The organism is Hymenobacter arizonensis, from assembly GCF_900115775.1.
GTDB classification, from domain to species: Bacteria; Bacteroidota; Bacteroidia; order Cytophagales; family Hymenobacteraceae; genus Hymenobacter; species Hymenobacter arizonensis.
This window is the reverse complement of sequence record NZ_FOXS01000001.1, coordinates 1334642-1348123: the sequence shown is the minus strand read 5'-3', so window position 1 is coordinate 1348123 and position 13482 is coordinate 1334642. Positions and strand designations below refer to the sequence as shown.

Sequence of the window (13482 nt, the reverse complement as noted above, 5' to 3'; positions counted from 1 at the left end):
TCATATTGATGCCTGACGCTATTCGTACAATTAGCTACCAATACTAATGCACCGCCTGCTTCTGAAACTCTGTAATGGCCTCGCCTAAGTCCAGAACCTCCGTGCCGGGCAGGGCGCTTTGCACAATGCTGGCGCCCGCTGCCGAGCGGTAGCCACCGGCGCAATGCACCAGGATGGGCTTGTCGGTTGGAATCTCCCGGGCCCGTTCGCGCAGCTCGGGCAGCGGAATAACCAGGGCATTTTCGAACACCGGCACCTTGGCCTCGGCATGGTTGCGGATGTCCACAATGGTGAAGGTTTCGGGGTGTTGGCGCACTGCCTCTACATCGACGGCGGGAGAGCTGGCGGGCAGCTGCAGCGGCGCCAGCAGGGCGCCTTTGATGTTGCCTTCGTATCCGATTTTAGCGGTTTTGCGCACCACGGTATCCAGTGCAATCTGCGTGTCGGCCAGCAGGTAATACTTCTCGGTGGGGCCCACTACCGAGCCCAGCCAGGTCTCGAACTTGCCACCGTCCTGCAGGTTGATGGCGCCGGGCAGGTGGCCGGCGCGGAACTTGGCGGCGGGGCGGGTGTCGATTACGAGCACACCGGGCTCCAGCGCGGCGGCGCTGCTGGGGTGCGGCACAGCCCGGATGCTGTTTTCGAAGCTGGGCGCGCCTTGCTTGTTCAGCTTCACGTCGTGGCCGAAGTACTTGGGCACGAAGGGCTGGTCTTCCAAAAGAACTTTGATAAACTCCTCCTGCGACATGGGCTGCAGGGCGTAGTTGGTTTTTAGCTCCTTGGCAATGGTGCTGTCGAGGTCGGTGCTGGTGGTTTTGCCGCAGAGCGAGCCGGGGCCGTGGGCGGGATACACCCGCGTGGTGCCGGGCAGGGTCATGAGCTTGTTGCGGGTGCTGCGGTAGAGTTCGGCAGCCAGCTCTTCGCGCTTGTGCCCGCCAATGGCCTCGTCCTCGCGCAGGTCGGGGCGGCCCACGTCGCCCACAAACAGCGTGTCGCCGGTGAACACGGCGCGGCTCTGGGCGAGGTCGTCCATGAGCAGAATGCTGATGCTGTCGGGCGAGTGGCCGGGGGTGTTGATGGCGTGCAGCTCAAAATTGCCAATCTTGATGCGGTCGCCGTCGTCGAACGTTTTGTGGGTGTATTTGGCGCCTACCAGCTTGCTGCAGTAGATGTCGGCCTCGGTTTCTTCGGCAATTTCCAGGTGCGACGACACAAAATCGGCGTGCGGGTGGGTTTCAATCACCGCAATGATGTCGGCCTCGTGCTCGTCGGCAAAATCGTAGTAGGGCTGCGGGTCGCGGGCCGGGTCGATGATGGCGACCTGGCGGCCACAGCGCACGGCGTAGCTGGCGTGGGCCAGGCCCTTGTCGTAAAACTGTTGGATTTGCACGGCCGAGGCCGTGCTACTGGGGAGGGGAGGCATGGGGTAGGGGGGTAAATGGCGAAATCTAGAGCCGGGTGGCTACGCCAAATATAAGCAAGCCGCCGAATGAAGGGTTTGGTTGAGCTTAACCCCGAAACACAAAAAAGCCCCAGCCGGTAGGGCTGAGGCTTTGGAAAGTACAAGGGGGCAGAAAAGGCGTTAGGCCTTGGCTTTGCCTTTCATTTTGCTGCCGTCTTTCGTTTTGCCATGGCCGTGGTGCTCAGCTTTCATCTTATCCATCTTGGCGTATTGCTCGGCGGTCAGGATGGTTTTGAGCTGGGTCTGGTAGCGGTCGTGGGCGGCTTTCATGTCGGCGCGGCCGGCCTGCTTGTCGTTGCCGTATTTGGCTTTGAAAGCAGCAGTTTCCTGGTGGCGGGCCAGCATGAGCTGCTCTACGCGGGCTTCCTGGTCGGCGGTGAGGCCGAGCTCCTTGGCCATTTTGCCGGCTTTGTGGTCGGCTTTCTGCTCCGGCGATTTTTTGCTTTTCGCCTTGGCGTAGGTTTTGGCAGGAGCGGTTTGGGCGAAGCTGGTGCCGGCGGTGGTCAGGGCCAGGGCGGCGAGCAGAATCAGGGTCTTTTTCATAATAGAGGGTATAGCGAAAAGAGATGCAGTGGGAACCGGCCGGATGGGGCCGGTTGTAAGGGCCCTATTGCAATGGGCGGGCCAAATTTTTGGGGCGACGATTCTACAGCGTTTGATAATTAGACCCTGTTTGGAAAGGTGCAAAAGGGCCGGTCATGCCGAGCGCAGCCGAGGCATCTCGCGTGCAGCAGTAATCATAATCGTTGAACGACGCGAGCGAGATGCCTCGGCTGCGCTCGGCATGACGACCTTTGAAGGAGGAAATTCAACTTGCCGGAAGCTATTGGTTACCTCTCCGGCCGCGGCCGCCTTGCCGCTGCTCGCGCATCTGCTCGCGGCGGTCGTCTTTCATCTGGTCGAATTTGGTGAACTGTTCCGGGGTGAGCACGGCGCGGATTTGCTCTTCGTATTTGGTCTGGGAGGCTTTCAGCTGTTGGGCCATGCCTTGGCGGCTGCCAGCAGTGCCGGCCTTGTCGCGGAAGGTCAGCATTTCCTGGCGCTGGGCCAGCAAGATGGGTTGCAGCTTGGCTTGCTGGTCGGCGCTCAGGCCAAGCTCTTTGGCGAGGTATAGTGCGCGGCGCTCGGCCTGTTGCTCGGGGTTGGGCTGGGGGCGGGTGCTGGCTGGGGCTGTGGAGGCAGGGCCAGCGCTGGCGGGCGCTTGCGCGAAAGCTGTGGTGGCATTGGCAGCCAGGGCGGCCAGCAGAACAAGGGTTTTCTTCATGGTGGAGGCGAGGGGTGAAGCGATGATTTGCTGGCTTGGATGCTGACGGGCGGCTCGGGTTTAATCGAAGCGGGGCATTCGTGCGCGGCCTGCGGTTGGGTCAAAAAGCGCGAGCGGAGCGAATTTGCTGCCTATATTTCGGCCCCGCCGCTGCCGCTGCCATCAATTTTCCCTGATAGCGGTGCCCGGCGGTTCCGTTTTAAGGCTACTTTTATTTCACACTTCTTCTTTCCTCAACCCTAACAAATGGCAAGTATTTTCGCCAAAAAACCCCTAGGTGTGCTTCTCGGTGAAGCCAATGCCACCGGGCACGGTACCCTGAAACGAACGTTGGGCGCGGGCAACCTCGTGGCCCTGGGCGTCGGCGCCATCATTGGTGCGGGCCTGTTTGTGCGCACCGCCGCCGCCGCCGCGCAGGCGTCGGGCCCGGGCGTTACGCTGGCTTTCATAGTGGCCGCTATCGGCTGCGTGTTTGCGGGCTTGTGCTACGCCGAGTTCGCCGCCATGATTCCCATCGCCGGTTCGGCCTACACCTACGCCTACACGACCATGGGCGAGTTTGTGGCCTGGATTATCGGTTGGGCCCTTATTATGGAATACGCCCTGGGTGCGGCCACCGTCAGCATTGCCTGGAGCGAATACCTTAACAAGCTCTTAGAGGTTTTTGGCACAAGTATACCGTATAGTCTCAGCCATTCGCCCTTCGAGAGCGCGGTGGTAAACGGCGTGACTGAGCACGGTATCATCAACCTGCCGGCGCTGCTGGTTATTGTGGCCCTGAGCTTGCTGCTCGTGAAAGGCACGCAGGAATCGGCGCTTTTCAACGCTGTTGTAGTAATCCTGAAGGTGGTTATCGTATTGGTATTCATTGCAGTGGGCTGGCAGTTTATCGACCCCGCCAACCACACGCCTTACCTGATTCCGGAGAATGCTGAGCCTGTTAAGAACGCCGCTGGCGACGTGGTTCGGGAATACACGGAGTGGAACAAGCACGGCGTGGGCGGTATCCTGGGCGGTGCGGCCATTGTATTCTTTGCCTTCATCGGTTTTGATGCGGTGAGCACGGCCGCGCAGGAAGCCAAAAACCCCAAGCGCGACATGCCCATCGGCATCCTCGGCTCGCTGGCTATTTGCACCTTTCTCTACATCTTGTTCGGTCACGTGCTGACCGGTGTGGCCAACTGGCGCGAATTTGCCGACCCAGCGTTGGGCGGCGAAGCTTCGGTAACCTACGCCATCAAGGCGCACATGCCCGGCTACGAGTGGATGGGCACGGCCGTAACGGTTGCCATTTTGCTCGGTTTCTCCTCGGTAATCCTCGTGATGCTCATGGGCCAGAGCCGCGTGTTCTTCTCCATGGCCAAAGACGGCCTAATGCCAAAAGCATTCTCCGAATTGCACCCCCGTTTCAATACGCCTTACAAATCCAACCTGATTCTGATGGTGTTTGTGGGCCTGTTCGCGGCCTTCGTACCCGGCTCCCTGGCTGGCGACTTGACCTCGTTCGGCACCCTGCTGGCCTTCGTGCTGGTGAGCCTGGGCGTGTGGATTATGCGCCGTTCCGACCCGGACCAGCCCCGTCCGTTCCGCTCGCCGCTCTCGTCGCCCAGCTTCCCGTTTGTACCGGTGATGGGCGCCCTTGTCTGCCTGCTCCTCATTGTCGCCCTCGATTCCTTCACCCTGAAGGTGGCCATGGGCTGGATGCTGCTCGGCTTCATTGTGTACTTCCTCTATAGCAAGCGCAACTCGCTGCTGCAGAAAGGCATTGTGGTAGTGCCCAAGGAGATGGACGAGCAAGCCTTCATCGAGCCTGACAAGGACAACTTGTAGTGCTTCGCAAGCAGCTACGGCTGCTGAATACAAAAGCCCCGTCGGTGACATCCGGCGGGGCTTTTTGCTGTAAAACGGGGAATGAGAAAGAAGTGATTTAGCCCAAAGCCGGGGCCGTTAGCGGTGGGTTGAGGCGGCGCAGGGGTTGCCATTGCCGATACGTGAGGCTACGCCACAGCCATTCCACGGGGCCAAACTGAAAGCGCCGCAGCCACCAGCGGCAGGCCAGCAGCTGCCCCGCGATGATGGCGAAGCCCAAGGGCCACAGCAGGGTAGGGCCCACCCGGCCCAACCACGCCAGCCCCACGCCAGTAAACAGGAAAGTGGCTATCACGCTCTGAGTCAGGTAGCAGGTGAGGGCCATGCGGCCCAGCGGAGCCAGCTGGCGCAGCACGCGGCCCGACCGCTTTTGCCAGGCTAAGGCAAACAATGCGGCATAGGCCAAGGCCAAGGGCCCCACGCCCAGCGCGTAGAGCAGGGCGTGGGCCAACCCCAAGGTTTCCCCGTTGTCGTAGGCACTGCCAGCGTTGAGGTAAGCATTAAGCAAGTTGACGGGCAGGCCCAATGCAAGGCCCCAAATAGCTACCCGCCGAAGCAGTGGCAAGTGGGCTTCGAGGTTATTAAAAATCTGGTGGCGGCCTATCCACAGTCCCAGCAGAAACATGGAAAGCACCTTGCATACCCGCCACTGAAAAAGCAGATTGCCAAAGCGGAAGAAAAAGCCGGCCTGCAGGCTACGCAAGAAAAGTCCCCAGTCGGAGTTCGCCATTCCCTGGTAAAAAGTTTTGATTCCCAAAGGAGTAATCAAGGCTTGGCCGATGGCATAAAACGGCAATCCGATGGTGAGCGGCACGGGTGCGTTCCATCCGCCTGCCAGCCAAAAAATGGCCCACAGCGGCACTGGCAAGAGCAGCAAGGCTGCGGCCCAGCGCAGAAGCGCCTTATCGGAAATTCCCCGGAGCCGTACCAGCAGCAAGCCCGTCAAGGCATAGAAGGCCAAAATATCGCCGCTCCAAATGAGCAGCAAATGCGCCACCCCAATGCCCAGCAACACCCATAGGCGCCGCCGATACGTCTGCAACCGGGTGTCGCCGCGGGCCTGCGACCGGTGCAGCTGTACGGCGAAACCAATGCCGAACAGCAGCGAAAACAAGGAGTAAAACTTGCCATCGACCAAGGCACGAATAAGAAATGCGGCGGCGGGGTCGGTAGCGGCGGTGGGTAAGCTGGCGGGTGACGGGGCTTCCGGGTCACCCCATAGCGAGAAGCCAGTAAAAAGATTGGCGAGGCAAACGCCTATCAAAGCGAATCCACGCAGGGAATCGAGCAATGTGGAACGGTCGGATTCTTCAAGAGGAGCCGCCGAACGAACAAGAGTGTTTTCCATTTAAAGGATGAATTCGGGGTACCAAATGATGTTAGGGCCCAATACTAACTCTTTAAATGTAAGAAAAATCTTGTTATAACACCAATCTTTAGGCTCAATGGTCGATTATTAATCAATCCATTGGCATATTTAACATTCAATAAACAACAGGAATCGACTGCCTGTGACAAAGTGGCAATTAGTGCTATTTATGAAGCTGTTAAGGAAGTCATCCGCTCGTCATTATGAGCGCAGCCGAGGAATTTCGCTCGAGTCGTTGCACGAGGCCCGAACGGTGCGAGCAAGATTCCCCGGCTGCGCTCGGAATGACGAACAGTCACTCATTACCTCCTAAACAGGCTCTATTTCTTCTAGAACGTACTAGTAGTAAATATCCAGTGCACTATTGTTTGATGCTCGCCTATTTCGCGCTGGCGGCCTTCACCTCACTTTGCAGCTTGAGTACCCGGTCGCCATTGTCTTGCACAATGACCAAGGCCGGGTCTTCGGGCGAGCCGTTGCGATGAATTTCTGAACCCTTTATGGTGCGGGCAATGGGCTCTTTGTGCATCGATTCGATTTTGCCGGTGGCCGTGCCAGTGCCGTACTTCCAGGTGACTTTGGTGCCTTTGCGCATGGGGTGGAGGGGGTTAGATATGAACCGGCCGGTGGTGTGTTCGGGCCGTTGCCATATTATTACTGGCATTTGTACAGAACCGTTGCCGCGCCGTGGCTTGCGGAACTACATTTGATGGCCGGCCCTGGGGCGACATCGTTTTTGGCCGAACTTTTAAGGTTTTATAACTTCTTTTTGCATGAAGCTTTCTATTCGGCAAGTGCCGTTTCTATCGGTGCTGGGCTTACTAGTTCAGGCGGCGCAGGCCCAGCCCGGCACCTACCCGCGCAACGGCGTATTTGACCAGCGAACGGGCACTTTCGCCTTCACCCACGCCACCCTGTTCACCGATTACAAAACCCGCATTAGCGATGCCACGCTGGTGGTGCAGGACGGCAAAGTGCTGGCCTCTGGCCCCGCGGGTTCGGTGAAAATCCCGGCCGGGGCCGTGGTGCAGGACCTGCGCGGCAAGTTCATCTACCCCGGTTTTGTGGACGTGTACACCAGCTATGGCGTGCCTGAAATAAAGCCGGCAGAGCGCCAGGGCCGCCGCGTGCCCCCGCAGTTTGAAAGCCAGAAAACGGGCGCCTTCAACTGGAACCAGGCCATTCACCCCGAGGTGAACGCGGCCGAACAGTTCAAGATTAACGCCGAGCAAGCCACCGCCTACCGGGCCCTGGGCTTCGGGGCCGTGCTCACGCAGCAGGCCGATGGCATCATGCGCGGCACGGCTGCCCTGGTGAGTTTGAACACCAACCGCAAGGAAAACGAGGTGATACTGCTGGAAAAAGCGGCCTCGGGGTTGTCGTTCGACAAGGGCAGCAGCACCCAGGACTACCCGGGCTCGCTGATGGGCAGCATTTCCCTGCTTCGCCAAACTTACCTCGATGCGCAATGGAACCAGCGCAACCCCCGCCGTGAGCAGAACCTCTCGCTGCAGGCCCTGACCCAGCAGAAAGCGCTGCCCACCATATTTCAAGTGAGCGACAAGCTTTCGGCCCTCCGGGCCGATAAAGTAGGGGACGAGGCCGGCCAGCAATACATCATCAAAGGCCGCGGCGACGAATACCAGCGCCTCAACGATTTGAAAGCCACTGGCGCCACTTTCGTGCTGGCCCTCAACTTCCCCGATGCCTACAATGTGGAGGACGTGTACGACGCCCTACGCATTCCGCTCGAGGATTTGAAACACTGGGAGTTGGCCCCCGCCAACGCCGCCCGCCTCAGCCAGGCCGGCGTGCCGTTTGTGCTCACCGCCGCCGACCTCAAGGACAAGAAGAAGTTTCTGCCCAACCTGCGCAAAGCTGCCCAATACGGCCTGAGCGAAACCGCCGCCCTACAAGCCCTGACCGATGCCCCTGCCCGCCTGCTCCGCGCCCAGGACCGCATCGGCGCCCTGAAACCGGGCATGGAAGCCAACTTCATCGTGTGCTCGGCCCGCTTCCTGGCCGATGACAACGTGCTGCTCGATAACTGGGTGCAGGGCGAACGCTACCAGCTAAGCACCGTGCCCGCCGACTACCGCGGCGTGTATAGCCTAAAAATAGGCGACCAGCCCGAGGGCCGCTTCCTGATTCAGGGCAAGCCCGAAGCGCCGGAGCTGAAAATTGTGCCCACCGCCGGCGACACCATCCGCGGCAACGTGACCGTGACCAGCGACTTGGCCACGGTGGTGTTCAACCCGAGCGACAAGCAAAAGAGCAAAGCCGCTAAGGGCGCTGCTGTGACGCCAGCAGCTCCCGCGGGCTCGGTGCGCCTCAGCGGCTACTACACCCAGGAGGGCCGCGTATTCCAGGGCGATGGCCTGCTGGCCGATGGCACGCCCGTGAAATGGCGCGCCGCCCGCCTGGAAGAAGCCAGCCGCGCCGCCAAGCGAGACTCGGCCAAGGTGACGCCGCCGCCAGTGGTGGGCAACGTCATTTTCCCCTTTGCCGCCTACGGCCGGGCCGAAATGCCCAGCCAGCAAACCACCCTGATTAAAAATGCAACGGTGTGGACCAGCGACGCCGCCGGCAAGCTCGAAAACACCGATGTGCTGCTGGTAAATGGCAAAATCTCGAAAATAGGGAAGGGGCTGACGCTGCCCAAGGGCGGCCGAACCATCGACGGCACCGGCAAGCACCTCTCGCCGGGCATTATCGACGAACACTCCCACATTGCCGTGGCCGGGGGCGTGAACGAAGGCACCCAGGCCGTAACCAGTGAGGTGAGCGTGGCCGATGTAGTCGATAACGAGGACGTGGGCATCTACCGCGACCTGGCGGGCGGTGTAGTGGCCGCGCAGCTGCTGCACGGCTCGGCCAACCCCATAGGCGGGCAGTCGGCGCTGGTGAAAATGCGTTGGGGCGCCACGCCCGAGGCCATGAAAATTGCTGGCGCACCAGGCTTTATCAAATTCGCCCTGGGCGAAAACGTGAAGCAAAGCAACTGGGGCGAGCTGAACGTGCTGCGCTTCCCACAGACACGCATGGGCACCGAGCAGGTGTTCGTGGATGCGTTCACCCGCGCCAAGGAGTACCAGAAAGACCTTGCCGCTTACAACAAGCTCGGCAAAGCCAAGCAGAACAAAACCGAAGGCCCACGCCGCGACCTGGAGCTTGATGCACTGGTTGAAATTCTGAACCGCCAGCGCTTCATCACCTGCCACAGCTACGTGCAGAGCGAAATCAACATGCTGCTGGGCGTAGCCGACCGGATGGGATTCAAGGTGAACACCTTCACGCACATCCTTGAAGGCTACAAGGTGGCCGACAAAATGAAGGCCCACGGGGTAAACGCCAGCACTTTCTCGGACTGGTGGGCTTACAAAAACGAAGTGCGCGACGCCATTCCCTACAACGCGGCCATCATGACGCGGGCCGGCCTGAACGTGGCCATCAATTCCGACGACGCCGAAATGAGTCGCCGCCTCAACCAAGAAGCGGCCAAAACCGTGAAATACGGCGGCCTCTCCGAGGAAGAAGCCCTGCGCCTGGTCACCATCAACCCGGCCAAAATGCTGCACCTCGACGCCAAGATGGGTTCCATCAAAGAAGGCAAGGACGCCGACGTGGTGCTCTGGACCGATAACCCGCTGAGCGTTTACGCCCGCCCGGAATACACCTTCGTCGATGGTCGCGAGATGTTCAGCCTCACGGCCGACGCTGCCCTCCGGGCCGATATCCAGAAGGAGCGGCAGCGCATTGTGCAGGCCATGCTGGCCGCCAAAAAAGGAGGCGCGCCTACCCAGGCAGCTTCCAGCAAACCGCAGGGCCTATGGCACTGCGACACCATTGGGCAAGAAAAAGAACTAGCCGACTAACCTCACCCCCTGACCCCTGCCGGGCACGGCCCCTCTCCAAAAAAGAGGGGGCACCGGAAATGCTTTCATCGGAATCGTCTTCACGAACCGGTGCCCCCTCTTTTTTGGAGAGGGGCCGTGCCCGGCAGGGGTCAGGGGGTGAGGTTCCCGTCCGCGCCGCTTGCGCCCATCACCAGTAAATAATTCACTATGCGCCTTATTCTAACCCTCGCCTTCGCTAGTATCACCTGCGCCGCTCTGGCCCAGGTGCCCACGCCCGCGCCGCCCCAGGCCAAGCCGGTACTCATTACAGGTGCCACGCTGCACGTGGGCAATGGCACAGTGGTGCCCAACGCCGCCCTTGCCTTCGACAAAGGCCGCTTAACCTATGCCGGGCCAGCGGCCGGCTTCAGCGCCGACCGAGCCGGCTATGAGACCATCGATGCGGCCGGCCAAGACCTGTACCCGGGCCTGATAGTGCCCAATACCACGCTGGGTTTGACCGAAGTAGAGTCCATCCGGGCCACGGTAGATGAGCGGGAAGTGGGCACGATGAACCCCAACGTGCGTGCCCTGATTGCCTACAACACCGATTCGGACATTCTGCCCACCGTGCGCACCAACGGCGTGCTACTGGCCCAAACCACGCCCCGCGGCGGCCTGCTGGCTGGCCAGAGCAGCGTAGTGCAGCTCGACGCCTGGAACTGGCAGGACGCCGTGGTGCGCGCCGACGACGGCCAGCACCTCATCTGGCCCCAGATGGTGTTTCGCCTCAGTCCTAACGAAGACGCTGCCGTGCTCGACCGTCGGCAGAAAGCCCGCGAAAGCCAGCTGCGCGACCTGGAACAGCTTTTCGGCGAAGCCAGTGCCTACCGCCAGCTGCCCGCCAGCCGTAAGGAAAACCTACGCCTCGCCGCCCTGGCTGGTATTTTCGACGGCTCCAAAACGCTGTACCTGCACGCCGACTATGGCAAGGAAATCATCGAAGCCGTGCGTTTTGCCCGCCGCATGGGCGCGCAGAAGGTGGCTGTGGTCGGCGCCCGCGACGCCTGGATGGTGCTCGACTTCCTGAAGCAAAACGACATCAGTGTGGTCGTATCGCGGATTCACGCGCTGCCCCGGCGCGACGCCGACGACTACGACCAGCCCTACAAGCTGCCCGCGCAGCTGCAGGCCGCAGGCATTCGCTTTTGCCTCGACTACCAGGGCGACCAGGAAACGGCGGGTTCGCGCAACCTGGCGTTCGTAGCGGGCACGGCTGCCGGCTTCGGCCTCACCAAGGAGCAGGCCTTGACGGCCGTTACGCTCAGCACGGCCCAGATTATGGGCATCGATAAGGACTACGGAACCCTGGAAGTGGGCAAAAGCGCCACGCTCGTGCTCAGCAAAGGCGACCTGCTGGACATGCGCACCAATGCCGTTTCCCGCGCCTTTATCAACGGCCGCACCATCTCGCTGGAGAGCAAGCAAACGTATCTGGAGAAGAAGTTTCGGAGCAAATACGGGCTGTAGCAACCACCCCGGTAATGGAACGGTAGCGGGAGATTTCACCTTTCCCGCCGTTCTTTTGCACTATTCACCCACGCGCGCTCCCTTCCTGCGCGCCCCCACTGATGTTTCGACTGCTTTCTCTGTTCCTGCTGCTTCCCCTGTTCGCCCACGCCCAAGTGTCCTTCGTGCCCGATGAGCGCGCTTATTACGGCCTGATTAACCGCGGCAGCGGCCGAAGCCTCGACATTGCCAGCGCCAGCACCGCCAGCGGGGGGCCGGCCGTGCAGTGGGAGTTTACGCACGCGGCCAGCCAGCAATGGCGCTTTGTGCCGCTGCGGGCCGGCAGCGAGTACTACCGCATCGAAGCGCGCCACAGCAGCCAGTGCCTCACCATCAGCAAGGCCGGTGAGAACATGGCCTTGGTGCAGCGGCCCTTCCAGGGCAGCGCCGAGCAGCAGTGGCGCTTGGTGCAGGCGGGGCCGGCTGGCAGCTACCAACTTGAGAACAAAAGCGAAAACCGCTGCGCCGCCCTAGCCGCAGCCGATAAATTCAACGGCACGCCCGTGCTGGCCCAGAAGGGCAACGGCCGGGCCAGCCAGCAGTGGCGCCTGTTTTTGCTGCGGATGAACGTGCTGGAAGGCCCATCGCCTTTCGGCCCGCCGCAGCCCTTGGCTGGGGCAATCAACACCACGGGCAATGAGCTGCACCCGGTGCTGAGCCCGGACGGCAACACGCTGTACTTCGCCCGCACCAAGTTTGCGGGCAACACCGAAGGCAACACCGATTCCGGCGACGCCTGGATGAGCCAAAGCGCCGACCAGGGCAAAACCTGGGGCCCGCCCACCCGCCTCGACGCCATCAATACCCAGCAGAACAACGAAGTAGTAGCCGCCGTGGGCGCCCAGGGGCAAACGCTATTCCTGCGTGGCACCTACGAGGCCGGTGCTTCGCGCGACGAGGGCATGAGTAAAGTCAGCCGCTCGGTGGCCACCAGCGGAGCCGCTAAAAATGTGCGGATTGACGGGGTTCGCATTGCTAACTACTACACGGCCGTGCCAGGCTCAGGCTTCTTCCTAAGCCAGGACGAGAAGATACTTCTGCTCTCCCTGGAACGGGGCGACTCAGAAGGCGGCAACGACATTTACCTGAGCCGCCCCGATGGCAACGGCGGTTACGGCGAGCCAGCTTCTTTAGGGCCAATCCTCAACTCGCCCGGTTTCGATTTTGCGCCTTGGCTGGCTCCGGACGGAAAAACTCTCTATTTCGCTTCCTACGGCCACATGGGCTACGGCTCGGCCGACATTTTTGTGAGCCAGCGCCTCGACGAGAGCTGGACCAAATGGAGCGAGCCCCGCAACCTCGGGCCTGCCGTGAACGGCCCCGGCTTCAACGCTTATTTCACCCTAACGCCCGACGGCAAAACGGCCTATTTCTCGTCGTCGGCCACTGCCAATGCCACCAAAGACATCTGGCGCACAGGTCGTGCCACTCCGGCCGATTCGCTGCCGGCTGCGCCCGTAGCCGCAGTCACAGAAGCTTCGCCGCGCGCTTTTGTGAGCGGCCGCGTGCTGGATGCCCGCACCAAGCAGCCGGTGCCGGGCGCTATTGTGAAGGCCAACTTGCAGGCCAACGCGGGTGGAGTGCAGTTCAACGCCACCAGCCGGGCCGACAACACGGGCGGTTACCAGATGTCGCTGCTGCCCGGCAAGTACTACCTCTCGGCCACGGGCGGCGGCTTCCTCACGGTGGGCGACACGCTCATCGCCAGCGGCTCGCCCCGCCGCGACTTGCTGCTGCTGCCCGCGGCCGTGGGCGCCAAAGTCGACTTGCCCAGCATCATCTTCGCCCAGGGCAAAGCCGGCCTGCTGAATTCCTCCTACACTGAGCTGAACCGCCTCGCCATTGCCCTGCAAGCCAGCCCGAATGTTGAAGTTCGCCTCGAAGGCCACACCGACAACGTGGGCCCCGCCGACAAAAACCAGCAGCTCTCGGAAGACCGGGTGGCCGAGGTAAAGCGCTACCTCGTGGGGCGGGGCGTCGACGAAAAGCGCATTACCACCGTGGGTTTCGGCGGCTCCAAGCCCAAGTTTCCGAACGAGCGGGAGGAAACCCGCCGCCTCAACCGGCGCGTGGAGCTGGTGATTGTGAAGTAGCTACCTCGTTAGGAATAGGT

9 protein-coding genes are annotated in these 13482 nt (G+C 61.0%); 4 read left to right on the top strand and 5 right to left on the bottom strand.

Annotated elements, in window-relative coordinates:
- Positions 1-43: 43 nt before the first annotated feature.
- The 3 genes from BMZ66_RS05655 to BMZ66_RS05645 all read right to left on the bottom strand — a co-directional run bounded on the left by BMZ66_RS05655 (position 44) and on the right by BMZ66_RS05645 (position 2726).
- Entirely contained in the window at positions 44-1423 is a 1380-nt protein-coding gene (locus BMZ66_RS05655; RefSeq protein ID WP_092669836.1) for an MBL fold metallo-hydrolase, read from the bottom strand.
- A 159-nt stretch (positions 1424-1582) separates the two neighbouring features.
- Positions 1583-2005, bottom strand: a complete 423-nt coding sequence (locus BMZ66_RS05650; protein WP_092669834.1) for a DUF4890 domain-containing protein — start codon at positions 2003-2005, stop codon at positions 1583-1585.
- Positions 2006-2285: 280 nt separating this feature from the next.
- Complete coding sequence (locus BMZ66_RS05645) at positions 2286-2726, bottom strand: DUF4890 domain-containing protein (protein ID WP_092669832.1); 441 nt, start codon at positions 2724-2726, stop codon at positions 2286-2288.
- A gap of 246 nt (positions 2727-2972) precedes the next feature.
- Here BMZ66_RS05645 and BMZ66_RS05635 point away from each other — a divergent pair, with 246 nt between their 5' ends.
- The gene (locus tag BMZ66_RS05635; RefSeq protein WP_092669828.1) at positions 2973-4556 is read left to right on the top strand and encodes an amino acid permease; all 1584 of its coding nucleotides are present in this window, start codon (positions 2973-2975) and stop codon (positions 4554-4556) included.
- A gap of 97 nt (positions 4557-4653) precedes the next feature.
- Here BMZ66_RS05635 and BMZ66_RS05630 read toward each other — a convergent pair whose 3' ends face one another.
- Together BMZ66_RS05630 and BMZ66_RS05625 are read right to left on the bottom strand one after the other, a co-directional pair.
- A complete protein-coding gene (locus BMZ66_RS05630) occupies positions 4654-5943 on the bottom strand; it encodes a DUF418 domain-containing protein (RefSeq protein ID WP_092669826.1) in 1290 nt (429 codons plus the stop codon).
- Between the two features lie 400 nt (positions 5944-6343).
- Complete coding sequence (locus BMZ66_RS05625) at positions 6344-6559, bottom strand: hypervirulence associated TUDOR domain-containing protein (protein WP_092669824.1); 216 nt, start codon at positions 6557-6559, stop codon at positions 6344-6346.
- A gap of 178 nt (positions 6560-6737) precedes the next feature.
- On the opposite strand from BMZ66_RS05625, the gene BMZ66_RS05620 reads away from it, so the two are divergent.
- The 3 genes from BMZ66_RS05620 to BMZ66_RS05610 all read left to right on the top strand — a co-directional run bounded on the left by BMZ66_RS05620 (position 6738) and on the right by BMZ66_RS05610 (position 13462).
- On the top strand, positions 6738-9839 hold the full coding sequence (locus tag BMZ66_RS05620) for an amidohydrolase family protein (RefSeq protein ID WP_092669822.1): 3102 nt from the start codon (positions 6738-6740) through the stop codon (positions 9837-9839).
- Between the two features lie 189 nt (positions 9840-10028).
- Entirely contained in the window at positions 10029-11330 is a 1302-nt protein-coding gene (locus tag BMZ66_RS05615) for an amidohydrolase family protein (RefSeq protein WP_092669820.1), read from the top strand.
- A gap of 101 nt (positions 11331-11431) precedes the next feature.
- A complete protein-coding gene (locus tag BMZ66_RS05610; RefSeq protein ID WP_092669818.1) occupies positions 11432-13462 on the top strand; it encodes an RICIN domain-containing protein in 2031 nt (676 codons plus the stop codon).
- The last annotated feature ends 20 nt before the right edge of the window (positions 13463-13482 follow it).

Coding starts and splice junctions, on each gene's coding strand:
- BMZ66_RS05630 (WP_092669826.1), bottom strand. CDS start 5,943: ATGGAAAACACTCTTGTTCGTTCGGCGGCTCCTCTTGAAGAATCCGAC.
- BMZ66_RS05635 (WP_092669828.1), top strand. CDS start 2,973: ATGGCAAGTATTTTCGCCAAAAAACCCCTAGGTGTGCTTCTCGGTGAA.
- BMZ66_RS05620 (WP_092669822.1), top strand. CDS start 6,738: ATGAAGCTTTCTATTCGGCAAGTGCCGTTTCTATCGGTGCTGGGCTTA.
- BMZ66_RS05615 (WP_092669820.1), top strand. CDS start 10,029: ATGCGCCTTATTCTAACCCTCGCCTTCGCTAGTATCACCTGCGCCGCT.
- BMZ66_RS05610 (WP_092669818.1), top strand. CDS start 11,432: ATGTTTCGACTGCTTTCTCTGTTCCTGCTGCTTCCCCTGTTCGCCCAC.
- BMZ66_RS05650 (WP_092669834.1), bottom strand. CDS start 2,005: ATGAAAAAGACCCTGATTCTGCTCGCCGCCCTGGCCCTGACCACCGCC.
- BMZ66_RS05645 (WP_092669832.1), bottom strand. CDS start 2,726: ATGAAGAAAACCCTTGTTCTGCTGGCCGCCCTGGCTGCCAATGCCACC.
- BMZ66_RS05625 (WP_092669824.1), bottom strand. CDS start 6,559: ATGCGCAAAGGCACCAAAGTCACCTGGAAGTACGGCACTGGCACGGCC.
- BMZ66_RS05655 (WP_092669836.1), bottom strand. CDS start 1,423: ATGCCTCCCCTCCCCAGTAGCACGGCCTCGGCCGTGCAAATCCAACAG.